We start from the raw sequence: 21,110 nt of genomic DNA, 5'->3' as shown, positions 1-21,110 counted from the left end.
TGCTACTGGTTCGCCTTCTTATTCGACGATGAGCCGTTGGAGTGCTGCTGGCGCGTTGCCCGCAGTCCCTGCTCGGCATTGGCCACCAGTTGCACGCGTGATTGTGCGCCGCGCTTGGCCAGTATGGCCGAGACGTGCGACTCCACTGTGCGTTGTGAAAGGTATGTCCGAGTTGCGATTTCCGAGTTGCTGTGGCCCAAGGCAATCAATTCTGCCACGCGTTTTTCGGCAGGCGTCAGCGCTGGCTGCCCGGTGTTGGTGTGACCGCTCAGGCGGTTGCGGCCTCGACGAATTCCGAACTGGCGCAAGCGCGCATCGGCCCGCGTGAGGTCGACTCATCCCATGTCCAGGCCAGTTTTGCCACTCAATCGCAAGGAGCTCACCGCGCCATGCGCCGAACATCCTGAAGATTGGGACCTCGATGCCGGAACACCGGCACGATGGCGTCGCGCGTCGCAGATTTGTCATGATGCCTGTCCGGTAAGGGAATCCTGTGCGGCGCAGGCACGTTCGCTGATTCAGCGCAACACGCCGCCAGTCGCCATGATCTGGGCAGGTATCGCGTACAACCGCCAGAGGAAGGCCATCGCGGACCTCGACCACTACCACGCGACTCGCCTCGAGGCGGTGCAGGCCATCCAGCGCGCCGACGCCGATCTCATCGCCGAGGGATGCACCACCGCGGCGATTGCGAATCGCCTCTCCGTTTCGAAACGCGCCGTCGACAAGCACGTTTCGAAGATCCTGGCCAAACCCGAACTCCGCTCTCGCATCCAAATCGCAGGAGTCCTCGCGAGCCCGCAGGCTACTGCCAGGATGTCGGAGCAGACCGATACTCTCGCGATATGAGCGACATCACGAAGAGCGTTGACGTCCCGGAGTACACGGACGCCGAGTTGGTCGCAGGTGAGGAGCTCGCCCGTGAACCGGCCTTCTGGCTTGCTCACCTGCTGGTGACGATGGGCGATCTGTCGGCCGACACAGATGAATACGGCGTCGCGGCGTCCGCGTTCGAGCCGATGCTGGAACGTCTCAGCGACGCCGAGCAGCCGTGGCCTGTGTTCCGGGTCGCCTTCGGCGGCGGACACACAGCCTTCGCCATCTATGCCAACTTCGAGGACACGAATACAGTCGAGTTCGTCGTACGCCACCCTGCATGGGACCGTCTCGGGCATCTGGGGCAGTGCGGGCCCGAGTGGGCCGGGCCGGGGCTGTCCTGGACGGAGTTGACCGCCATCGCCGCGAGCGTGCCGGAGCACGCGTCTGACGCCGAGGGCCTCGTCGATCCGGCACAGCGTCTCCTGCTTCTCTTGCCCATGCTCGGGGACGCCGCCACGCCAGAGGACGCATGGGAGGTCGTCGCGCGCGCACTCGTTCGCTGCGGTACACCAGACGATGTAGCGCCCCGGTTCGCACGGGAGCTGCTCGGGACCGACACGGGCGACGGGCATTCCGAACCGTCGTGGATGGTATCCGGGGGCAATCCGGTGCCCGTCTGCTCGTGGCGCTACAGCCCGCGCCAGATCCCTATCGCGCTTGGGATCACCCCGAATCAGGCCCAAGCCTTGGCCGAAGCGCTCCGCGGCGACGGCCCGTCGGGACCGATCTGAATAAGCGTGTTCGGGCCTCAACCATTTTGGGCTCGCCGGACCACTTGGCCAAGCCGCTATGCACCGGTTTACCGCTGCTGGCGACATAGCTCGACCGTCACCAAGTGCAGCATTAGCTTATGGGACACCCAACCAGGTATATGCCCGACATGGATCTGATCACAATGATTTTGGCGCCGTTTACGTCCTTGACAGACACCGACAGTTCCTGCACCAATCGGTGTTTTCTCTGGTAGAGAGCCCGCTATTTCGTTAGGACGAAAAAGGTTCAGTGTTCGTATCACCAAAGTCTGCGCCGCCGTCGCAGTCGCAATCGCCGCAACGGGGGCTAGGTGGTTGGTGTTTTTCGTGCGGTTATTGCCTGGTCTCGAGCAGAATGCTGGGGTGAGTTTGGGGCGTGTCCCGAGTCAGGGTGATCTGTTGCAGTCGACGGTGGAGTTCTGTGCCGATCGGGTGGCTGGAGATTCGATTTATGGTGTGCTGCATCGTGAATGCGGTCGGTTGTTCCCGGATGAGATGTTCGCTGACCTGTTCACCGATGTCGGGCGCCGGTCGGTGCCGCCGATGATCGTGGCGGTGGTGATGGTGCTGCAGCGGCTGGAGGGCTTGTCGGATCGGGAAGCGGTGGAGCGGTTCACGTTCGACGCCCGCTGGAAGGACGCCGCTGGTGGTCTGGATTTCGACTATCCGGGGTTCGTGCACACGGTGCTGGTGGATATGCGGGCCCGGTTGGCCACTGGCGGTGGCGAGGGCGCAGAGCAATGCGTAGAGCGGGTTGATGACCGCGGCGGAACCGGATTGAAGTCCGGCGGAGCCGGTCTGGATGAGCGAGGATCCGGTACCGGGTGTCGGCGTGTCGGCGATCGCGGGAGTCGCAGCGACTCCGCTGAGGGCGGCGGTAAGTGTCACTGCGGCAAGGGTTTTGGTGAGCAAGCGGCTCATGGTGCAGTCCTTTTCATGCTATCGATCAGAGTTTGCTGCTGCCACTGCCAAGGTTTGCAGGCCTAGGCGAACAGGGCAGGGCGTCGGGTGGATCCGCCGTAGATGCCGCAGAGGGCGAGGTACATGCTCGCGAACACGTAATAATCCGGCTTGGCGGACATGTCGCTCCAGGCTGGCGGACATGATTTCTCCGGATCGGCGGACCTCTGGATCTGCGGGACACCTGTGAACAACTGCGAACCGGGATCTTGTCGGGCGCCTTCGCTGGCGGTGTGTGTTCGCCCGTCAACTGCGTCGACGAGATCCCGTTGGCCAGGTCCGGCAGCAAGATCAGGGAGCTGCCGAAACCCGATGCGGCCGACGCCTGCAGGACTTCGCCGTGCAGGGAGTCCCCGGTATGTGCCATCCGCATCGCGGCGTTGTGCAGGGCAGTCTCGAGCTGGCCTGGGACAGGCACTGACATATGGACAATGTTCTGCACAGTGCGCGCAGCCTCCACCCTGCCCATCGTCCCCCTCGATCGAAGATCATCCGGCGACAAGCATCGTTGACCGTTGCGCACTCAGATATCCGCCAAAGCACCGAAGAAGGCCCTACGCTCCGGAAGGACATTACTTCGCCGGTGGGATTGAACGAGGCGTTCCAGTCCGCGCGCCAGGAATGGTTATCGCACGCTGGAGATGGTCAGTGCGAAGGGTTTCAATCCGTGGTTGCGTACGATCGAGGGGACCAGCAGCATGAGCGCTTCGGTGCCGCGCGCCGTGGTGATGTCACCAAGGTCTTCGATCCACTCGTCAGCCCAGCCCAGGTCGGCCAGCAGACCCCACACGGTCGCCTTCGCCTCGGCGTCGTTGCCGGACAGGAACGCGGTGAGTGGGCTGGAGAGCGATCCCGGGGCAGTCATGACCGAAAACAGCATGGTGTTAAGGGTTTTCACCACGCGGGTTCCAGGCAGGGCCTGCTGAATGTGCTCGGCCAGGCTGCGGTCTGTGTAGAGCAATCCGCTCGGTCTGCCCTCGTCGTCACGGCCGGTGGCGTTGGTGAGATCGATGAGGATCTTGCCGTCGAGGGCGTCCCGCAGCGCGGCCAGCCGTTCGACCGAACCTTCGCCAGGAGTGGCGTTGACGACGATCTCGCTGTCGCGGGCGGCCTGCTCCATTCCGGCGAGCGTGATCGGCGGGCCCGCCCAATTGTCCACGCCGCCACGGGTTCCGACGGTTACTCGATGTCCGGCCTCGAGCAGTTTGGTGGCGAGGTTTGCCGATACGCGTCCCGCGCCGAGAATCGCGATCGTGGTCATCGCAGCGCCTCCGCCAGCACCTCGAGGGCCGCGGCGTGCAGCGCCGGTGTGGCCGCGAGGAAGTCCGGGCTGGCCGCGGACCACGGGTTTCCGGCGAGATCGGTGACGGTGCCGCCCGCTTCGGCGACCAGCAGCGCACCGGCGACCAGTCCGGACCGCACATCGCTGTGCTGCCAGAACACATCCATCCGGCCCGCGGCTAGCTGGATCAACTGCATGGTGGCCGGTACCGAAACCCTTGTCACCAAGCCATTTTCGAGCATCGCTGTCACCGTGCGGCCGATCTGACGGAAGGTCTCGGCGGTCTCGCCGGGCTTGGCCTGGCCGGTCCCGACCAGCGCGGCGTTCAGCCGGGTCTTGTTCGAGGTGTGCAGCCGCACGCCGTTGAGGTAGGCCCCCTGTCCCCGGACCGCGGTGTAGGTGTCCTCGGTCAGGGGCAGGTAGACGACGGTGACAACCGGGTTGTTGTCGCGCGCCAGGGTGGCGGTCACCGACCATTCGGTCATGCCGTGGCCGTGGTTGATATTGCCTTCGGCCGGGTCGGTCACCCACCATTCGCCGTCGGGCAGGGCACCGCCTGCCAACTCGTCCTCGACCCAGCCCGCGCCGGGGCGTGCCGCCTCTAGCGCCGGACGCAGTAGCTCCAGCACCGCGGCGTCATTGGCCTCGAGCACAGCGGTGATCTCGTCGAGATTGCTTGGGCGCGAATCGATGTCGAATCGCCCGCGCAGTCGGGCACCCGCCGTGCGGACCGCGGCGACGGCCTCGGGAAGCAAGGCTTCGTCAGTGGATAGGACAGTACGTGCGGACATGATCTTCTCCTGCGAGGAACTGGGATCTGGTGAAATCCACGCTAGGAGCCAAGGGATATAACCTCAAATGCATGTTAGTCAGATATAACATGACTGACATGCATGCTGATCTGAATCTCCTCACCGCCCTGGATGCCCTACTCGAGGAGGGCAGCGTCGCGCGCGCTGCGGACCGGCTCCACTTGACCCAGCCAGCCATGAGCCGCGCGCTGGCCCGCGTCCGGCACGCGATGGACGATCAGATCCTGGTCCGCAGCGGCCGCACGATGACACCGACCCCGCGCGCGGTCGCCGTGCGGGAACAGGTGCACGCGCTGGTCCAGCAGGCGCAGGCGATCCTCGCACCGGAACGCGATATCGATCTGGGCACCGTCGAACGCACCTTCACCCTCAGCTGGCACGACGCCATCACCACCGCGATCGGCGCGCAATTGCTGGCGACGGTGTCCCGACGCGCGCCCGGCATCCGGCTCCGGCTGCTCGCCGAGGCCAGCACCGACACCAACGACCTGCGCCACGGCCGAGTCGACCTCGAAATCGGTGCCACCACCCCGGAGCAGGCCGACATCTCGCACACCACTGTTGCCCACGATCGCCTCGTGGTCGTGACCCGCCACTACCACCCCATCACCGATATGACCCTCGACAACTACGCCGCCGCACAACACATCACGGTGTCCCGCCGCGGCCGCCTGCACGACCGCATCGACGACGTTCTCGCCCAACAGCATCGGCACCGCCACACCGTCGCCACCGTGCCCACCAGCACGACCGCGCTACATATTGTGCGACACAGTGACCTACTGGTCGTGGTACCCGAATATATGACGCGCTCCGCAGTCCACGACCTTGCTCTTCGCGTCCACCCCTTGCCCTTCGATCTCGCCCCGACACCCGTGGTCATGGCATGGCATCAGCGCTACGACGGCGATCGCGCACACGAGTGGATGCGCTCGGAAACCGCTGCGGCGCTATGTCGCGCCCGCGAATGACTAGGACCATCCAACGAGGGTTAGATCGATTACCCCATCAGGAGACAGGACCAGACCGGCCGCCAAGAGCTCCGCGAGGTGCACACCGGGACGATCGGTCAATTCCGACAGCTGTGTCCGACACGAGTAGCCCTCGGCAAGGATGGCCGTATCGTCGTCGGCTGTGGCGACCGCGGGCAACAGATGCTGACCGGCTACCGCCACCGAGACCTCGTAGTGGCCGCGTTCGACGCCGAAATTGCCCGCGAGGCCGCAGCAGCCTTGCAGTTGCTGCACATTCGCACCGGCCTGGGCGAGTAGACGCGCATTCGCACTCCATTCCATGACCGCGTGATAGTGGCAATGTGGTTGCGCCACAATCGATTTGCCTGCCAGCGACGGCGGATTCCACTGGCGTTCGGCGAGCGACGTCGAACGGTTCGGACTCGGTCCACATCCGCCGGATGACCATGCAGCCTCAGCGAAACTTCCTACGGCACTGGCGGTCTCGTGGAAGGGCAGACCGTGTGCCTCGTACTCGCGGCGGGCCAGCGGATCGCTGGGTCGTGCCGATACCGATTCCGAAGTCGACGTCCGCCGGAGACGATGTCGATCGTCGCAGCGATCTTGGCCAACGTCGCGGGCGGCCGGAAGCGGTTGCTGGTCACGAGCAGGCCGAGGCGCAGTCGACGGGTCTGCGCCGCGAGGGCCGACAGCAATAGTCCAGCCTTCGTAGATCGGCGCGTTCGGGTCAGCTAACCACCCTTTCGGAACGACAGCTCGCAATACTGCGCCGCTGGCGGCACGGAGGCTACGCCTCAGACCAATAAGCGCCCAATCCCGTCACATCCACTGCGCCACAACGAGCATCCATCGCGCCTCACCGACCATCACTTCGACACGATCCGGCCCACGGCAGCTCACGCAACGAGCCTCCCGCTACCCCGCGGCAGCGCGATGCTCGATCCACGGGCGTTGGCGCTGTTCCTCACTCATCGCCAACAACTCACGCAACTTCACCCACGCCACCTCATCAACCGGCGTATAAATCTGCATCCACGCATGAGGCAACGCAGGCAGCGACATGCTCGTCAAGAACATCTCCAACTCCCCCACCGCCAAATTACGGATCTGCTTGGTCCGACTCGCCGGAACCGCAACATCATTACGCGCCCACAACGACGCGAAAGCCTCACTCTCAGCACACAACTCGGAGACAAATCCTCCCAACTCGGATCACCGAGATTCTTCGCATACGAACCACGCAGATCGCAGCGGCGTCCGCAGAGCTATTACCCCCTGCGCTCAGCCTCGAGCCAACTCCTCCGCTGCCTCGTGACCCACTGCGCCGGTCCGCTGCAGGAAGTCTGCGATCACTTCGAGCTCAGCCACCGTATAACGAGCACACAGCTTATCCATGCGATTGTTCATCCCGGAGAACAACTCGAACAATTCGGCATTCCGTTCACGCACAGCACGCAACGTGACCGCGCGACGATCCGAGGACTCTGGATCACGCTCGCGCACGATCCACCCGCCCTTCTGCAATCGATCCAAGATTCCCGTCATCGTCGCAGGATGCAGCCCGGCACGACGCCCCAGCGCCGTCGGCGACAGTGGGCCATATCGGTTGATCAGATCGAGGCACGTCCAATCGACATCCTTGACCTCAACCCGGCCACCGAACCTTCGATTGAGCAGCGACAACTGAATATTCAAGTCACGCAACGCTTCCCGCACGTCAGCCGTCAACCTCCGCTTACTCCGCGTCGAAGTACGACCTGCTACTGAACTCATCTTGCGCCACCTCGCCCACATTTATACGGCTTACATATCATACGCAGACCCGGCGCACACATAGAAACGGCGCGCAGAACCGACCGAACGGCGGTCGAATTCGCATCGTCAGACCGGCATGACGTCAAGACCACAATTCGGTGTATGCGCCGCCACGTCACCGCCCAACGCCTAGATCGACGGGCGGATTCCGCCACGGCCGCGACGGCACACCCCCCGCGACCGGTTCAGCGAGTCGATCGGATGAATTCGTCGACGATGACGGCCAGATCGGCCCCCTTATCTTCCTGCACAAAGTGACCGGCATTGGCGATGGTCACGTGGGGTTGCCCGGCCGCGCCCGGAACGTGCTCACGAAACACCCGGTCACCACCGCCGACCCCGTAGTCATTGTCGCTGAACGCGCACAAGAACGGGATCTGCAGTGTTCCCAACGCGTCCCACGCCCGGCGGTTCGCCGGAGCTGCCTCATCGAACGGCGCGATGGGCACCAGCAGGGGGAACTGGCGAGCGCCCGCAAGATACGACTCATCGGGAAACGGAGCGTTGTACGCCGCCAGGACCGCCGGATCGAGATCGCTAACGGTCCCCTGGTCGATGACTTGGCCGATGTCGAAGGGATTCGACCGCTGACTGAGCTGCAGCCATAGGGCGAAGGAGCCTCCGAGGTCCCGGTCGCCGGTAGGGAACGACGTATTCGTCGCAATCACGCGTCGAAACCGATCCCGATGCTCCGCCAGCAGGCGCAGCCCCAGCAGACCGCCCCAGTCCTGACACACCATCGTGATGTCGTGAAGGTCGAGGCGATCGAATACCGTTTGCGCCAGCCAGTCGACGTGGCTCTGATACGTGTACTCGAAACGGTCGGTGGGCTTGTCCGACCTGCCGAATCCGACGAGATCAGGCGCGACACAGCGATGCCCGGCCTTGACCAGTGGCGGTATCACGTGCCGGTACAGGAAGCTCCACGACGGCTCTCCGTGTAGCAGCAGGATGGTCTCCCCCGACTCTCGCGCCGGGTCAACAGGGCGTTCATCGAGATAGTGCACCCGCAGCCGCGTGCCGACGCCATCCCCCGCGTCGATCTCGGTGTAGTGCGGCGCAAACGGATAGTCCGGCAAGCCTTCGAATCGCGATTCCGGCGTACGCACCACCGACATCGTCTGTGCAGCACCCACGCGAACTCTTACGTTGACCATCGTCAGGCTCCTCACTTTCATACAGCCAATGCCTTATGGCATCTAATACTTATATAATATTATATGACTCCCATAGAACATGGATGAGGTTTGCAATCGCCGGGTGTTCGCCCGTGGCCGGCTGGACGGCACACGGGACCGGCAGGTCCATGTTCGAGAACGGACTCAGTCCAGTTGGAGGTTGGAATGAGCGAGGATGCGGGCCGGATGAAAGTGCGGTTCGTCATCGGCGGTGCCGAGCGTGTGGCTTGGCATTACCCGGGCGAGTCGACTTCAAGTTTCACTATTCAGCGAGCTCTTCAGCCGATTCGAACCCCGCAACGCCAGTCCTGCGCAAGAAATCGGCGATTACCTCGAGTTCGGCCTCGGAGTATCGAGCGCATAGCTCGTCCATGCGCTCGCTCATGCCCGCGAACGCCTCGAACAGCATCGAATTACGTTCATGCACCGCATGCACAATCACCGCACGCTTGTCGGACGATGCCCGATCACGTTCACGAACGATCCACCCTCCCTTCTGCAATCGGCCCAGGACCCCTGTCAACGTCGCAGGATGCACCCCGATCCACCGAGCCAGTTCCGACGGACTCAGCGGCCCGTGCCGATTGATCAAGTCCAGACAACTCCAGTCGATCTCCCTCAGTTCGACCCGACCACCGAAACGCCGGTTCAGCAGCGACAATTGGATATTCAGATCACGCAATTCCTCCTTGACTGCAACGGCCAACTGTCGGCGGCGGCGCTCACCTGCCCGATCCCATACCGAACTCATTCGAGGTACTCGGATAACAGAGGGGTCCGCGAGCCGCGGTGGCCCCGCCCGACGCAGCCGAAGAAACCGGTCGCCCCGTGCCCAATCCGTACTCATACGCCCGACTATACCCTCAGAAATACTAGACTCATATTATTCATATCTCATATTTGATCTGCTCGACGGCCTGGTCCGGATCGCTGGCGACGATCCAGCGCTTGGCGATCTGCTCGATCGGGAGGGCGTCGGCGGCGGCCTCCATTTCGATCGGGTCGGTAATGGAGTGCTTCTGTTCGGCGGTGAGCGACAGCGGTGCCCAGAAGCGGGTGTTCTCCAGTAGATCGAGGCGCCGACGGTCTTGTAGTACTCGCCGTCGAAGTCGGTGCGCTCGCCGGTCCACAGTGCGCGCATGAGATCGACCGATTCGCGCAGCCGAGCGAAACGCTCCTTGAACTCGGGCCATTCGCCGGTGTAGCCGGTGGCGATCTCGTTGAGCGCCTCACCGCTGCCGACACCGAGCATGATGCGGTCCGGGTACAGACAGCCCATGGTGGCGAAGGCCTGCGCGATGACGGCGGGGTTGTAGCGGAAGGTCGGGGTGAGCACCGAGGTGCCGAGTTGGATGCGCTTGGTGCGCTCACCGACCGCGGCCATCCAGGCCAGCGAGAACGGTGCGTGCCCGCCCTTGTGCCGCCACGGCTGGAAATGGTCGCTGACCGTCGCAGGACTCTGGCCGCGCCCCCGGTTGAGTCCGGGGGCGCGACGGTGGTCAGTTGTCGTGTGCCGGGACGATCGGCACGTCGCCACCGGGTCCAGGTGACAGCGGAACCAGTGCTGCCGCAGGCGGACTGGCCGGAGCGCCGGGGCCCGGCACTGGCACTGCCGGGGGCGGAACAGGCGCAGGATCCAACCGTGGGCCCTGATCAACCTGTTGCTCGCCCGGGACAGGAGTGTCGCATCCGGTCGCCGAGTCCGAGGTCTCACATGTCACGTTCGGGGGCGCGGGGACGATCGGTGCTGCATGCCCGGACGCCGCCGCGGTGACCATCGATGCCGAAACGCACCAGGCCAGGATCCAGCCCTGCCAGAATCGCGGAGTGCGCATCACAACCACATCGGGTCCCCGTAAACGGCTGTCGAATTATCGGCAGTAGCGGTGGATATCGTGACGATCGCGAAGGAACGCAGACTGACCTGACCGAGACATCCGTCGATCTTGATCTCCACCTGATCGACAGATATCGAGCCGTGCGCTCCAGCAAGCATCTTCGTGCCGAGCGGAATGGAGGTAATGGTGCCGGGCTTGATATTCACAGCCAAACTCGGCATGAGCTGTGCGCCGGCGCCGACCGCGACTCCTGGCGCGGGCGCGACCGTCACCATCACATTCGGCCCTGCCATGGCGGCCAGTCCGGCAGTGAGACCGTTGGTAACATCGGCCTGACAGCCCAACTGATACCCCAACTGCACTGTCCCGGAGTTCACCGCTGTTCGCCCGGATCCGGTGATATCGGCGGCCGCCGTTAGGCTGACGAAACCCTCGTGCGTAAACGGCGAATCAGCCAGATTCGACTGCCTGTCAACACTTTCCGCGACTTTCGTGATGTGCAGTTCCCAGCCGTCCACGGTGCCGACAGCGCGAGATTTGTCCGCGATCGGATCCGCCGAAGCAGTGGCGCAAGTGCCGAATATCGTGGCGACCGATACAGACAGCAACGCTGCAATCGAGCCCTTCATCAATGTCCTTCCGTAACTTCTGTAGGCGGCCCAACGCCGACCTGCGTGGAACCAATGTCTTCCGTCAGGTACATCGCTATCCGGATCACTGCCACCATCGCTGGTTGCGATAGCGGCGTTCCCACAGCGACCGGTTGATCAGGGCGACCGGACCGGGCATCGCGGCCAGGAAACGACGCCGCTGTTCAAGCGTTGTGTCATCGAGCACCCAGGGGATATAGACCGCGGCACCCGATGGACCCTGTTTTCGGGCCATCGCGCCTCGGAACGCATCCCAGTCCTTCACAGTCAGGACTTCCTGGATGAGTGGCAACGCGCTGCTTTCCTCGTGTGCCATGTGCTGGCTCAGAATCTCCGTCAGCTTGTGGATGCTGTCCGGCAGATCGGCGGACTGTCGGCGCATCCCCTTCTCGACGACGGCCAGGGCTGGGTCCAGCGCCGCGTGCTCGGCTTGCATCTCGGCCATCAGTGCCCGGTCGTGTGGGCGACCGGCCAGCGCGTCGAGCACACGCGGCCATAGCACGGCGTCCTCGACGCTGTGATGAACATGCAGTTGACGGTTGAAATTCGCCCATCCGGCCCGGACACCAGGCGAGTCGGCGAGACCGGCCTCCGCGGCTGCGCCCAGCCGGCTCAGGTCGCGGCGGAAGGCATCGTGCGTCGCGTACATGACGGTGAAATCAATGGGCATAACAGACCTTTCGAGTACGACAGGGCAAATGCGTTTCTTCGGCTCCGACGGGACCAACACGCGCGGGCCAGATCGCCGTTCGAATTCGGGCTACCGCCGACACAGCGACGCCCGGATCCAGCAGCATGGACGCACCTGAGCGACCGATTGTCCGGCCACCCGGATGGCGACGATCGTCGTGACCTCCTCCGCCCAGCGAATCGCTCACACGAATCACCGCCGGGAACCGTAAGACACGAGAATCGTATCAAATATTTTGAAATAGATACTATATGGATTACGTATCTTATCGGGTGATGCTCACCACTGGCTGTGCCGGGATCCGTCCCGTCGATCACTTGCGTGAGCAACGCCCGCACCGGACCGATGTTGTAGCGGGTGCCGATCTCCGTCCAACGCGACCATCCAAGAACCGCTCGCCTCTACACATTCCAGACATGGGGGCCGCATGTGCGGATGTCGCGCCTCCAATGCGGGCGTAGCCGTCAGGCCTTACCGGTCCGTCGACGGCCCGAGACCGCGAGCACATTCAGACATACGAATGCGACGGTGGCGGCGATGGTGCGGATCGCGTGCGCGACCTGCCAGCGATCTCGTTGAACAGCCCAGTCCGCTGGCGGCGCCCCGACGGTCCACCGACCTTCGGCGGCGGTGATCTGAACGTTGATCGCCGAGGAGATAACGAACACGGTCAACAACAGCATCAACGCGGACAGCGCCCACCACTTGGCCGCCCCCGGCCGCCGGATCGTGACGACCACCGACAGCGCCGCGCACAGCATCGCGGGAATCAATGTTGCCCCGGAAAGCCACGGGATCCCGATGAGATTGATCTGCGCTACTTGCGTGTACACCGAGCCGTCGAAGCGCCGCAGCTCCAATTCGAGGACCAGCAGGGTGAGCAGAGAGCCTGCATAGAGACCGGTGAACACTGGCCCGGCGAACCGAGCAACCTTGGCGGCAGGACCCATCACGCTGATACTCCTTGCTGGGCAACCGATGCGGGAGAGCCGGTGAAATAATGTGCATTCAATATTATATGCATCCGATATTATGTCAACGTGGCAAATGGAACTCGGTCGGGCCCCGGCGTCGACGACACGTTCACCGCGAACCAGCGTCATCACCTCTGCCGCCATCGCCGCATCACGACAAAGCTCGGCCCATGGCTGTTTCGTTCATCCACTAGGCTCAAACCGTTGTGCCCCAATAAGATCGGGATACCCGCCCACGTCGAACGAGTGAATCCCCAAAAGCACGACATGCACGGCGAGTCACGCTGACCGGGATGTTCCGCGCGGCGGCTCGGTTGTGCGGGATGGGTCAGCGAACTCTCGGATGACCTGGGCGAGTCTCGCTGGTTGGTCGAGTGGGATGAGAGTGTAACTATCTGCTATCTCGATCAACTGTGCGCGCGGGAGCAATTCGGCGAGGCGACTGCCATGCTCGGGTGGCATTACGCGGTCGTCCTGCGCCCAAACCACGAGGGCGGGGAGGTCGAAGCTCGGCAGATAGTCGGCCGAGGCGAGCAAGAAGCTCGTATCTGCCGCCGCGGCTCGCAGCATTCGCACTGCGTCGCGGCGGATCTCCGGCTGCGTCAAGGTCGGCTCCATCCAACTGGCGACCGTTGCGTCTCCGCGTTTGGTCAGCCACCCGAATGCGAGGGGACTCTGCCGGAGCATCCGGAACCGCATTTGCTGCATGAACAGCCCGAACAACGCTGGCGAGAGCTTGCCGGTGAGCATGAGCAGCTTGCCGGTCAGCCCGGGAGGGAAGTTGTCGAACGCCTCGCACGAGACGAGTACGACCCGCCCCACCCGTTGTCCCGCGAGTGCGGCGCCATCGCCCATGAGTAGCTGGACAAGTGCGCCGCCGGTGTCATTGCCGACGAGGGTCACGTCATACAGGTCGAGGCGGTCGAGGAATTCCGCGATCAGCTGCGCTATCGCGGGCAAAGACAGGTCGGAGTCGGCGTGCATCCCGTGCCGATGCGCGCCGAGCGGCAATGTCGGCGCCACGCATCGGTGGTCGCCGGACAGTTCGGCAATTGGTCCGTCCCACAGCGAAGCGTCCATCATCAGTCCGTGCAGCAGCACAATCGTGGGGCCGTCACCGCCGGTGTCTTGGTAGTCGATAGTCCCCGCGGACAGCTCGATCTGCTTCATGCCTTTCGCCCCCGCGAGGTATGGGGGATGCCGGAGTGATCGGCTGCCGGATGATCGAACAGGTGCCGGCGCAGGAAGGATACCTGCGCTTCGACGGCCTGCTCGTGCTTATCCAAGAACGGGGCGTAGTGGGGACCGGATATTTCGACGACCTCCCCACGTGGAGCGCGGCTCGCCGCCTTCATGGATGGCTTGACGAGCGACGTCTGATCGTGGTCACAGACCATGACAAGTAGCGGCGATTGCACCTGGGACGCGGCGCGGCCGGGCTGATAGAGAGTGAAGCGAAGCGCGGTACGGGCAGCGATCATCTGCTGCCAGTCCGGGTACATGTGCGAACGCAGTGCGAGTCCGGTGTCGATTCCGTCCGGCGTCGTGAGCATCGCGACGGTCCCGGGCTCTCCGACGAGCGGCACCAATCGCGGTGGACGCCCCACGAGACTACCGAGGGCATCGAGAACGCCCAGGCCGGTGAAACGTAGCATCGCCAGTGGCTTCTGGTGACGCATGGCGTTGCGGCTGAGGGCCGGACCGTCGGGGTTCGGCGTCTGTGCGATTGCCGCGCCGAGTTGCGGGTTGCGCGCCGCGACCCGAAAGATGTGACCGCCAGTGGCCGAGAACCCCCAGATTGCGAGTTTGGTCGGATCGACTCCCGGCAGAGTCCGGGCGAAGTCGATCGCGGCCTGCCAATCGTTGAGCTGGTTTCTGGCCGAAAACGCGAGGCGCGGCTGCCCACCGCTCTCGCCGACGCGGCGGTAGTCGAAGGCGAGGACCGCAAACCCCGCATCGTTGAATCGCTTCGCGAACTGGTCGGTGGCCGGCTCCTTGGGTACCCCGAACCCGCCTGCCATGATCACGCAAGCGCCGTTGGTTCCCGGATAATGCCAGGCGGCACATACAGTGTCGCCGCTGACGAATCGGACCTTCTCCCGTTCGACGGACTCGTATGTGTCTTGTTCGGTCATTTGAAGCTGTCCTCTTCTGATAGTCGGGTGCTGATCGGTATGGCTGTCAGCTCGCGATGGGACGGCCGATCGTGTCGGACTGGTCGAGGGCACGGGCACTGGTGCCGGTTGCGTCTCATCGCTACGTTCCGTCCCTGGCTTCCTCGGGGCTCAGCCGACGCACCGAGACCAGAGTTAGCCCGAGGTCGCGGACTCTGGTCAGAACGCCGTGCAAAGCGGGTTGATCAGCAATCAGGCCAAAGATGGCGGTCTGACTGGCCTCGCCGTTGATCTGCAGTCCGCAGAACCAGTCGGCCCACCGGTCGTCGAGGACGCCATCGACGCGGATCTCGTAATGCGCCGGCCACCGCGAGCCCTTCACACCCGCTCACGGTCCCGGCGAAGAACCAATGCCGGCCCCTGCCGCTCAAGGAGCCCGAGGGCGGCGGCCATGGCGTGGGGCAAGGCGTTACGCATAGGGAGCGCTTCCCCGGGGCCTGTGGGACAGGTCGTGTACCGGTCGAGCCTGAGCGCATCCATTGCCGATTCCTCCTGCTGATGGGCATTTCCGTCACCGATACGCTACGAACGCCCCGGGCGCCGGCGCGTCACCCAAAGGTGGATATGCAGGTGGAATCTCCGAAGACGCGTCCGGCCCGAAAGTGGTGCCAGGGCCGGCGCAGCATCTCTGGTTGCCGCGCATGCGGGGCGGTCCCGCAGCGGGAGCGCCTGGTTGGCCCGCTATTACAATCGGCCCAGCCAGCAACCGAGCTAACCGTCGCTGGACGTGCTGAGCGGTGGGTTATCGACGGCTGAGCCGCCCGCGGCTTACCCGTTACGAGGTGTCATGTCCGAGCAGGATGCGCTGCTAGCCACCAAATTGCGTGTGCCCGGACTACGCCTGGGCTTCGTGCCCCGCCCGCGGCTCGTCGGTCGGCTCGACGCAGATCTGAAGCAGGGGCTGGTTCTGGTCTGCGCCCCGGCAGGGTTCGGCAAGACGGGCTTGCTGACCGAATGGGCTCGAAGTGGCCGACGGCCGGTTGCCTGGCTGTCGCTTGATGCGGCAGACAATGACCCGGCGCGTTTTTGGCGGCATGTGGTTGCGGCGCTCGATCGGGCGCGCCCGGGAATCGGCGAGCAGGTCGGCCCGCTGCTGGGCCCGCCTGCCCCAACCTCGTTCGATGGACTGGTGACGGCGCTGATCAATGAGCTGGACGCCTGGTCTGATGAGGACGAGGTACTGCTGGTCCTCGACGACTACCACCTGATTGATGCACAGGCGGTTCACGCCGCGCTGACGTTTCTGCTGGAGCACCTGCCGACAGGTCTGCGGCTGGTGCTGGCCAGCCGGTCCGACCCGCCGCTGCCGCTAGCGCGGTTGCGGGCCCGAGGTCAGCTGGCTGAGCTGCGCGCCGACGAACTCCGCTTCGCACCGGACGAAGCGGCAGCGCTGCTGCGTGGAGCGACTGGCGGCGGCTTGCCCGACGCGGCAGTAACGATGCTTACCGCCCGCACCGAGGGATGGGCAGCCGGCCTGCAGTTGGCCGGCCTCTCGCTGCGAAGCCAGGCGAATCCCGCCCAGTTCGCAGCAGCGTTCAGCGGCAGCCACCGCTATATCCTGGACTACCTGGCCGGGGAGGTACTCGAGCAACTGAGCGAGCAGGTCCGCAGGTTTCTGCTGGAGACCTCAGTGCTCGAGCGCCTCCGCGGGGAGCTCTGCGATGCGGTCACCGGCCGGGCGGATGGCCAGGAGATGCTGGAAGGGATCGAGCTGGCTGGCCTGTTCCTCGTGCCGCTGGATGAGGTACGCGGGTGGTGGCGCTATCACCATCTGTTTGCCGAGCTGCTCCGCGCCCAATTGCAGCACGAACAGCCCGGACATGCCTCAGCACTGCACCGAAACGCGGCAGCCTGGTGCGAAGCGCATGGGCTCGCCGACGAGGCCGTACACCACGCATTACGTGCGGACGACACAGCCTGGGCTGCGCGGATGATCGAACGGTACTTTGACGGGATCTTCCGTCAGGGTGAGCAGGCAACGGTACATCGTTGGCTTTCCGAACTGCCCGCCGAGCTCATCCGGTCACGGCCACGCCTGTGCCTGGCACAGGCGTGGATGGCGCTCGTGGGTAGCAGCAACGTGGACGCGGTTGGGCGGCGGCTCGACGCTGCCGAGCAGACGCCTGCAGACGCTGGTGAAGAGCCGTTCCAGCCGTCGGTCGGCAGGGCCGCGAGTTGGCTGGCGAACGTCCCCGCAGCGATCGCACTCGCTCGCGCCTGGCTCGCCTATTTGCACGGCGACGCCGAGGGAACGGCCGCGTTCGCCGCACGGGCACTGGCCGAACTCGGCGAGGACGAGTGGATGCTGGAGTCCGTAACCTGGTGGCAATTGGGCTTGGCCGAATGGCTGCGCGGCAGGCTCGAAGAAGCCGAGCTGGCCTTCACCTCGAGCATCGCCCAGTGGCAGGCGGCGGACGAGCGTTCCCTGGCCGTTCGAGGTTACTACCACCTCGGCCAAGTGCAGTGCGCCCAAGGCCGCCTGGACGCAGCACTCGGCGCCTACCAGCAGGCACTCGCGATCACCGCACCACGCGGCGTGCCTACTCTGTCGACTGCTGGCATGGGATACGTGGGCATGGCGGAGGTGGCCTACCAGCGAGGCGAGCTCGATGCCGCCCTCCGGGACGTAACAGAGGGCATCGCACACTGCCGCCAACTAACCTATGCTCAGCCGCTGGCCGCGGGGCTGGCGACGCTGGCGTGGATTCGGCAGGCCAAGGGTGATCCGGCCGGGGCCATGGAAGCGATCGGCGAGGCCGAGGAGCTCACGTTGGGGACAGCCATGGCCGACCTGTTCAACCCTGTTCCAGCACAACGGGCGCGGTTGCACCTCGCACAGGGCGACATCGTCGCGGCGGCCCATTGGACGAAGGAACGCGACCTGAGCGCGGAGGACGAGCCCGACTATTCCCGGGAGCCTGAGTATCTCGTGCTGGCCCGGTTGCTGCTCGCGCAAGACTTGCCCGGCCCGGCACTTGCACTCTTGGAGAAAATGCTCGCGGCGGCGGCCACCCAAGGCCGTGTGGGGAGCATCATCGAAATCCAGGCGCTACAGGCGCTGGCCCTCGCCGCTCGAGGTGCGGAGAACGACGCTGTCGACGCACTGGCCAATGCGCTCACACTCGCCGGCCCGCAAGGCTATGTTCGGGTTTTCGCCGACGAGGGTGCCCCAATGGGCGTCCTACTCCGCCGACTGATCGCGGCCCAGCAGGCGGAACACGCCGCCGGCGGCATGCCCCTCGGATACGTGGCCCGGGTGTTGCAAGCGCTCAGCCAGCACGTCGTCCAAGGTTCCGGATCGAGTGCCGCGGCAATGGTGCCGGGCCTGGTCGAGCAACTGACCGCCCGTGAGCGCGACGTACTGGGCCTGCTGGTCGCGGGCAGATCGAACCGGCGGATCGCCGACGAGTTGGTAGTCAGTGTCGACACCGTCAAGAAACACCTGACCCACATCTTCGGCAAGCTCGGCGCCGTCAACCGCACCGAGGCTGTCGCCCGGGCGCGGCAACTAGGTTTGATTCGCTAGAGCAGCGCCCCACCTACACCGAGGCAGTTCAACGGAAGTGCAGGCGGGCCAACGTGAGGCCTAGCTGCGCTCCGGGATCGTCTACTTCACGGTCGAAGCACGCAAGCCCGATATCGGCGGGACGACTGCAGTAATGGCGTTGCAATGCCGTCGAAGCGGCCGGTCAGCACACTGGGTACTAGTTACTCGACCCAGATCGACAGGACGGCAATGGAATCCACGATCCGGCGTCCACCACCACTACGACTCCATCTGCGCTCTCGACGGAATCCACCCCGCCGGTGACGTTTTCGTCTAACCCGCCGGCGCCGCGCACGTACACATCGGACGCAACCTCGGAACCCCATCGCTAGAGGTCTCGGTCGGACGAAGCCCGATTTTCGGGTCAAGTTTGTGGCCTGTTGGTGCGGTGGTCGATCACGTGGCGAACGCGCACGTCCGTGTAAGTGACTACCCGCAGACTTCTTCGGAGCCACCACCTTTTGGACATGGACGACAGTGCGCTGCTCAGTTTCGGACCGGACACCGGCCACGTACTGGCCGCCCTGCGCCCAGTGATCTACGCATGAGCGCACATGCGATCCGCACGCCGTTCGGCCAACGGCGAGCGACGGTTTGGTGACCGCGCTCCACAAGGACCGAGTCGCGGCACGGCCGCGACGGCCCAGACCGTCAACGGCGGCAGGACAATTCATGGTGAGCCGATGATCCGCTTGGTCCAACTCCAAGTCGGCGCGAGGATCATCAGCCCATCACGCGCCTATACTATGTAATAGATATCATATGAATTTAGTACAGCATGGAGTAGGGTGGAACCATGGACACAGACAGCTACCGTCGTATGACGAACACCATCAACAAGATCATCGTGGGGTTGCAGCGCAGCGGCATCGCATTCGGGCCGATGCAAATACTCACAGTCAGGGGGCGACGCAGTGGACAGTTGCGCACCTTCCCCATCGCGGTCAACGAGCTCGACGGCGGCCGGTACATCTTCCAGGCATTCCCGAAGGCCGCATGGGTGGCGAACGCACGCGCGGCCGACACCGTCACATTGACGCGCGGACGGAAATCCTCGACGGCACGCCTGGTCGAGATTCCCATCGAACAACGCGGGCCACTGCTCCACCGATTGGTCGCAACCAGCCCGGCGAGTGTCGGCAAGCGCTTTGTGACCACGGGACTGGCCGAGGCGCCCAGTCCTGTCGGGGTGGCTGCAGCGGCACATCGAATCGCTGTGTTCCGCGTCGAGCCGGCCTGATCCGACTGGCGCAGACCATATCTCACCCGCACGAGACCGGTCCACGGCAGCGGGATGCGGACGTAGCCGACCGACGTGGAACAACGACAGCAAGGACAATGACGAAGGGTTAGATCACAGCGTTGCTGTCCCTATCGGTGGCAGGAATTCCGGGAGCGTGCAACTGGGCTATCAGCTCGGGTGTCAGGCGGACGTGACCAACGGTCTCATGGTCGGACTGTCCGCGGCGATCGGGCCGAACGCCATGGTGACCGTCGCACCCGCACCCACAGCCATGATCGGCGGCAGCGCGCAGCTCATCCCCAACCTGTCATTGAGCGCGAGGCCGGCACGATCGCCACCATCCCGCTCACGACGCATCGCGGGATGCCATCTACAGGCACCCCGCACGTTCTCGACCGAAAGGGTTCGGATCAGATGACCGATAGCAGCGCAGCACCGGGAATCGCCCCGGCGGCAATCGATTACGAGCGGTTGTACCGCGGCGACGAGGTCTTCCCAGGCGTCGTCATCCAGCGGCCACCGTGGGACATCGGCAGGCCACAGCCGCTGCTCGTGGCGTTCGAGCGTGCTGGCCGCATCAGCGGCGCAGTCCTCGATGTCGGTTGCGGGCCCGGCGACACCGCCATCTATCTCGCAAGCCTCGGCTACCCGGCGACCGGCTTCGACATCGCACCCACCGCAATCGAGCAGGCCCGAACCCGCGCCGCGGGGCAGGATGTGTCGGCAACGTTCACCGTCGCAGACGCCGCCGACCTGGACGGACTCGACGGCCCCTTCGACACCGCAGTCAGTAGCGCGCTGCTGCACTGCCTCGCTCCCGACCAGCGCCCCATGCACGCGGCCGCACTGGCTCGGGTCATCCGCCCCGGTGGTCGGCTGATCCAATTCTGTTTCACCGCAGTCGACCACGCCGAGTTGTATGCGCCGTACCCGGTCGCCGAGGATGAGTTGCGCGCCACGTTCGTGCCACCGGACTGGTCGATCACCACACTGCGGGCCGACCACCTGGAGACGATCACACCAACGGAGCACATGTTGAAGCTGTTCGCGCAGAGAGACTTTCACCCCGAATTCAACGACGAAGGCGCGATGCTGCTCCCGGTCCTCGTCCTCGAGGCACAGCGAATCTGAGACAATCGACCGGGCTCGTTCAAGTGTGGAGAACCTGGTCACGGCCTGCAGGCACTGGAGAAGCAGTACGCCGCCGAGGCTTTCGACCATCAGGATATCGGCGGTGCGCAGCACATCAACAACGCGAACCCGCCCATCACTGGAGAGCCCGACGTATCCCGGCCGGGCGGATATCAAGATCAAGTACCGAAACCGACTCGGCCTGCGCCC

Annotated in this window: 22 protein-coding genes and 2 pseudogenes; 8 read left to right on the top strand and 16 right to left on the bottom strand. The window is 64.3% G+C overall.

What is annotated here, in order from left to right; all coding sequences use genetic code 11:
- Positions 1-2 precede the first annotated feature (2 nt).
- Entirely contained in the window at positions 3-308 is a 306-nt protein-coding gene (locus tag ACQP0C_RS17575; protein ID WP_433733952.1) for a response regulator transcription factor, read from the bottom strand.
- Between the two features lie 49 nt (positions 309-357).
- Here ACQP0C_RS17575 and ACQP0C_RS17570 point away from each other — a divergent pair, with 49 nt between their 5' ends.
- From ACQP0C_RS17570 to ACQP0C_RS17560, 3 genes are all read left to right on the top strand, one after another.
- Positions 358-849 carry a LuxR C-terminal-related transcriptional regulator gene (locus tag ACQP0C_RS17570; RefSeq protein ID WP_433733951.1) on the top strand — a complete coding sequence of 164 codons (492 nt, stop codon included), beginning with the start codon at positions 358-360 and terminating at the stop codon, positions 847-849.
- Positions 846-1,610, top strand: a complete 765-nt coding sequence (locus tag ACQP0C_RS17565; RefSeq protein ID WP_433733950.1) for a hypothetical protein — start codon at positions 846-848, stop codon at positions 1,608-1,610. Before ACQP0C_RS17570 ends, ACQP0C_RS17565 begins: the two co-directional genes overlap by 4 nt.
- Positions 1,611-2,126: 516 nt before the next feature.
- Positions 2,127-2,618 (top strand): transposase, encoded by a 492-nt coding sequence (locus ACQP0C_RS17560; protein WP_433734580.1) that lies wholly within the window; start codon positions 2,127-2,129, stop codon positions 2,616-2,618.
- A gap of 598 nt (positions 2,619-3,216) precedes the next feature.
- Here ACQP0C_RS17560 and ACQP0C_RS17555 read toward each other — a convergent pair.
- Both ACQP0C_RS17555 and ACQP0C_RS17550 read right to left on the bottom strand, forming a co-directional pair.
- On the bottom strand, positions 3,217-3,852 hold the full coding sequence (locus ACQP0C_RS17555) for an NADPH-dependent F420 reductase (RefSeq protein ID WP_433733949.1): 636 nt from the start codon (positions 3,850-3,852) through the stop codon (positions 3,217-3,219).
- Complete coding sequence (locus ACQP0C_RS17550; RefSeq protein WP_433733948.1) at positions 3,849-4,664, bottom strand: inositol monophosphatase family protein; 816 nt, start codon at positions 4,662-4,664, stop codon at positions 3,849-3,851. The genes ACQP0C_RS17555 and ACQP0C_RS17550 overlap by 4 nt, the downstream gene beginning before the upstream one ends.
- 98 nt (positions 4,665-4,762) lie before the next feature.
- Here ACQP0C_RS17550 and ACQP0C_RS17545 point away from each other — a divergent pair, with 98 nt between their 5' ends.
- Positions 4,763-5,656 (top strand): LysR family transcriptional regulator, encoded by an 894-nt coding sequence (locus ACQP0C_RS17545; protein ID WP_433733947.1) that lies wholly within the window; start codon positions 4,763-4,765, stop codon positions 5,654-5,656.
- Here the strand turns inward: ACQP0C_RS17545 and ACQP0C_RS17540 are convergent.
- The 13 genes and pseudogenes from ACQP0C_RS17540 to ACQP0C_RS17480 all read right to left on the bottom strand — a co-directional run.
- A pseudogene (locus ACQP0C_RS17540) lies at positions 5,657-6,061 on the bottom strand (hypothetical protein); the annotation flags it as partial. It abuts the gene before it with no gap.
- A 65-nt stretch (positions 6,062-6,126) separates the two neighbouring features.
- A complete protein-coding gene (locus ACQP0C_RS17535; protein WP_433734579.1) occupies positions 6,127-6,303 on the bottom strand; it encodes a hypothetical protein in 177 nt (58 codons plus the stop codon).
- Positions 6,304-6,574: 271 nt separating this feature from the next.
- Positions 6,575-6,814, bottom strand: coding sequence for a hypothetical protein (locus tag ACQP0C_RS17530; RefSeq protein ID WP_433734578.1), 240 nt, complete (start codon positions 6,812-6,814; stop codon positions 6,575-6,577).
- Positions 6,815-6,940: 126 nt separating this feature from the next.
- On the bottom strand, positions 6,941-7,387 hold the full coding sequence (locus tag ACQP0C_RS17525; RefSeq protein ID WP_433733946.1) for a MarR family transcriptional regulator: 447 nt from the start codon (positions 7,385-7,387) through the stop codon (positions 6,941-6,943).
- A 272-nt stretch (positions 7,388-7,659) separates the two neighbouring features.
- Positions 7,660-8,631: a haloalkane dehalogenase gene (locus tag ACQP0C_RS17520; RefSeq protein ID WP_433733945.1), complete on the bottom strand. Its 972-nt coding sequence runs from the start codon at positions 8,629-8,631 to the stop codon at positions 7,660-7,662.
- A 283-nt stretch (positions 8,632-8,914) separates the two neighbouring features.
- Positions 8,915-9,334: a MarR family transcriptional regulator gene (locus ACQP0C_RS17515; RefSeq protein ID WP_433733944.1), complete on the bottom strand. Its 420-nt coding sequence runs from the start codon at positions 9,332-9,334 to the stop codon at positions 8,915-8,917.
- Positions 9,335-9,554: 220 nt separating this feature from the next.
- Positions 9,555-10,117 (bottom strand): annotated as a pseudogene (locus ACQP0C_RS17510) (LLM class flavin-dependent oxidoreductase); the annotation flags it as partial.
- A 369-nt stretch (positions 10,118-10,486) separates the two neighbouring features.
- On the bottom strand, positions 10,487-11,098 hold the full coding sequence (locus ACQP0C_RS17505; protein WP_433733943.1) for an MspA family porin: 612 nt from the start codon (positions 11,096-11,098) through the stop codon (positions 10,487-10,489).
- 106 nt (positions 11,099-11,204) lie between these two features.
- Positions 11,205-11,810 (bottom strand): hemerythrin domain-containing protein, encoded by a 606-nt coding sequence (locus ACQP0C_RS17500; protein ID WP_433733942.1) that lies wholly within the window; start codon positions 11,808-11,810, stop codon positions 11,205-11,207.
- A 485-nt stretch (positions 11,811-12,295) separates the two neighbouring features.
- Complete coding sequence (locus ACQP0C_RS17495; RefSeq protein WP_433734577.1) at positions 12,296-12,781, bottom strand: anthrone oxygenase family protein; 486 nt, start codon at positions 12,779-12,781, stop codon at positions 12,296-12,298.
- A gap of 303 nt (positions 12,782-13,084) precedes the next feature.
- Positions 13,085-13,975: an alpha/beta fold hydrolase gene (locus ACQP0C_RS17490; RefSeq protein ID WP_433733941.1), complete on the bottom strand. Its 891-nt coding sequence runs from the start codon at positions 13,973-13,975 to the stop codon at positions 13,085-13,087.
- Positions 13,972-14,940: an alpha/beta hydrolase gene (locus tag ACQP0C_RS17485; RefSeq protein WP_433733940.1), complete on the bottom strand. Its 969-nt coding sequence runs from the start codon at positions 14,938-14,940 to the stop codon at positions 13,972-13,974. The genes ACQP0C_RS17490 and ACQP0C_RS17485 overlap by 4 nt, the downstream gene beginning before the upstream one ends.
- 121 nt (positions 14,941-15,061) lie before the next feature.
- Positions 15,062-15,301: a hypothetical protein gene (locus ACQP0C_RS17480; RefSeq protein WP_433733939.1), complete on the bottom strand. Its 240-nt coding sequence runs from the start codon at positions 15,299-15,301 to the stop codon at positions 15,062-15,064.
- 465 nt (positions 15,302-15,766) lie between these two features.
- On the opposite strand from ACQP0C_RS17480, the gene ACQP0C_RS17475 reads away from it, so the two are divergent.
- The 4 genes from ACQP0C_RS17475 to ACQP0C_RS17460 all read left to right on the top strand — a co-directional run bounded on the left by ACQP0C_RS17475 (position 15,767) and on the right by ACQP0C_RS17460 (position 20,900).
- Positions 15,767-18,505 carry a LuxR C-terminal-related transcriptional regulator gene (locus ACQP0C_RS17475; RefSeq protein WP_433733938.1) on the top strand — a complete coding sequence of 913 codons (2,739 nt, stop codon included), beginning with the start codon at positions 15,767-15,769 and terminating at the stop codon, positions 18,503-18,505.
- Between the two features lie 817 nt (positions 18,506-19,322).
- The gene (locus tag ACQP0C_RS17470; protein WP_433733937.1) at positions 19,323-19,766 is read left to right on the top strand and encodes a nitroreductase/quinone reductase family protein; all 444 of its coding nucleotides are present in this window, start codon (positions 19,323-19,325) and stop codon (positions 19,764-19,766) included.
- Positions 19,767-19,923: 157 nt separating this feature from the next.
- Entirely contained in the window at positions 19,924-20,187 is a 264-nt protein-coding gene (locus ACQP0C_RS17465; RefSeq protein ID WP_433733936.1) for an MspA family porin, read from the top strand.
- Positions 20,184-20,900 (top strand): class I SAM-dependent methyltransferase, encoded by a 717-nt coding sequence (locus tag ACQP0C_RS17460; RefSeq protein ID WP_433733935.1) that lies wholly within the window; start codon positions 20,184-20,186, stop codon positions 20,898-20,900. The genes ACQP0C_RS17465 and ACQP0C_RS17460 overlap by 4 nt, the downstream gene beginning before the upstream one ends.
- Positions 20,901-21,110 lie beyond the last annotated feature (210 nt).

The organism is Nocardia sp. CA-129566 (genome assembly GCF_050956075.1).
GTDB lineage: Bacteria > Actinomycetota > Actinomycetes > Mycobacteriales > Mycobacteriaceae > Nocardia.
The sequence above is the reverse complement of the archived record's forward strand: the minus strand, read 5'-3'. Positions and strand labels throughout refer to the sequence as shown.

Bases quoted from the DNA above. Each gene is read 5' to 3' on its own strand.
- ACQP0C_RS17520 (WP_433733945.1), bottom strand. From the start codon at position 8,631: ATGGTCAACGTAAGAGTTCGCGTGGGTGCTGCACAGACGATGTCGGTG.
- ACQP0C_RS17495 (WP_433734577.1), bottom strand. From the start codon at position 12,781: ATGGGTCCTGCCGCCAAGGTTGCTCGGTTCGCCGGGCCAGTGTTCACC.
- ACQP0C_RS17490 (WP_433733941.1), bottom strand. From the start codon at position 13,975: ATGAAGCAGATCGAGCTGTCCGCGGGGACTATCGACTACCAAGACACC.
- ACQP0C_RS17550 (WP_433733948.1), bottom strand. From the start codon at position 4,664: ATGTCCGCACGTACTGTCCTATCCACTGACGAAGCCTTGCTTCCCGAG.
- ACQP0C_RS17470 (WP_433733937.1), top strand. From the start codon at position 19,323: ATGGACACAGACAGCTACCGTCGTATGACGAACACCATCAACAAGATC.
- ACQP0C_RS17500 (WP_433733942.1), bottom strand. From the start codon at position 11,810: ATGCCCATTGATTTCACCGTCATGTACGCGACGCACGATGCCTTCCGC.
- ACQP0C_RS17565 (WP_433733950.1), top strand. From the start codon at position 846: ATGAGCGACATCACGAAGAGCGTTGACGTCCCGGAGTACACGGACGCC.
- ACQP0C_RS17555 (WP_433733949.1), bottom strand. From the start codon at position 3,852: ATGACCACGATCGCGATTCTCGGCGCGGGACGCGTATCGGCAAACCTC.
- ACQP0C_RS17460 (WP_433733935.1), top strand. From the start codon at position 20,184: ATGACCGATAGCAGCGCAGCACCGGGAATCGCCCCGGCGGCAATCGAT.
- ACQP0C_RS17485 (WP_433733940.1), bottom strand. From the start codon at position 14,940: ATGACCGAACAAGACACATACGAGTCCGTCGAACGGGAGAAGGTCCGA.
- ACQP0C_RS17560 (WP_433734580.1), top strand. From the start codon at position 2,127: ATGTTCGCTGACCTGTTCACCGATGTCGGGCGCCGGTCGGTGCCGCCG.
- ACQP0C_RS17545 (WP_433733947.1), top strand. From the start codon at position 4,763: ATGCATGCTGATCTGAATCTCCTCACCGCCCTGGATGCCCTACTCGAG.
- ACQP0C_RS17475 (WP_433733938.1), top strand. From the start codon at position 15,767: ATGTCCGAGCAGGATGCGCTGCTAGCCACCAAATTGCGTGTGCCCGGA.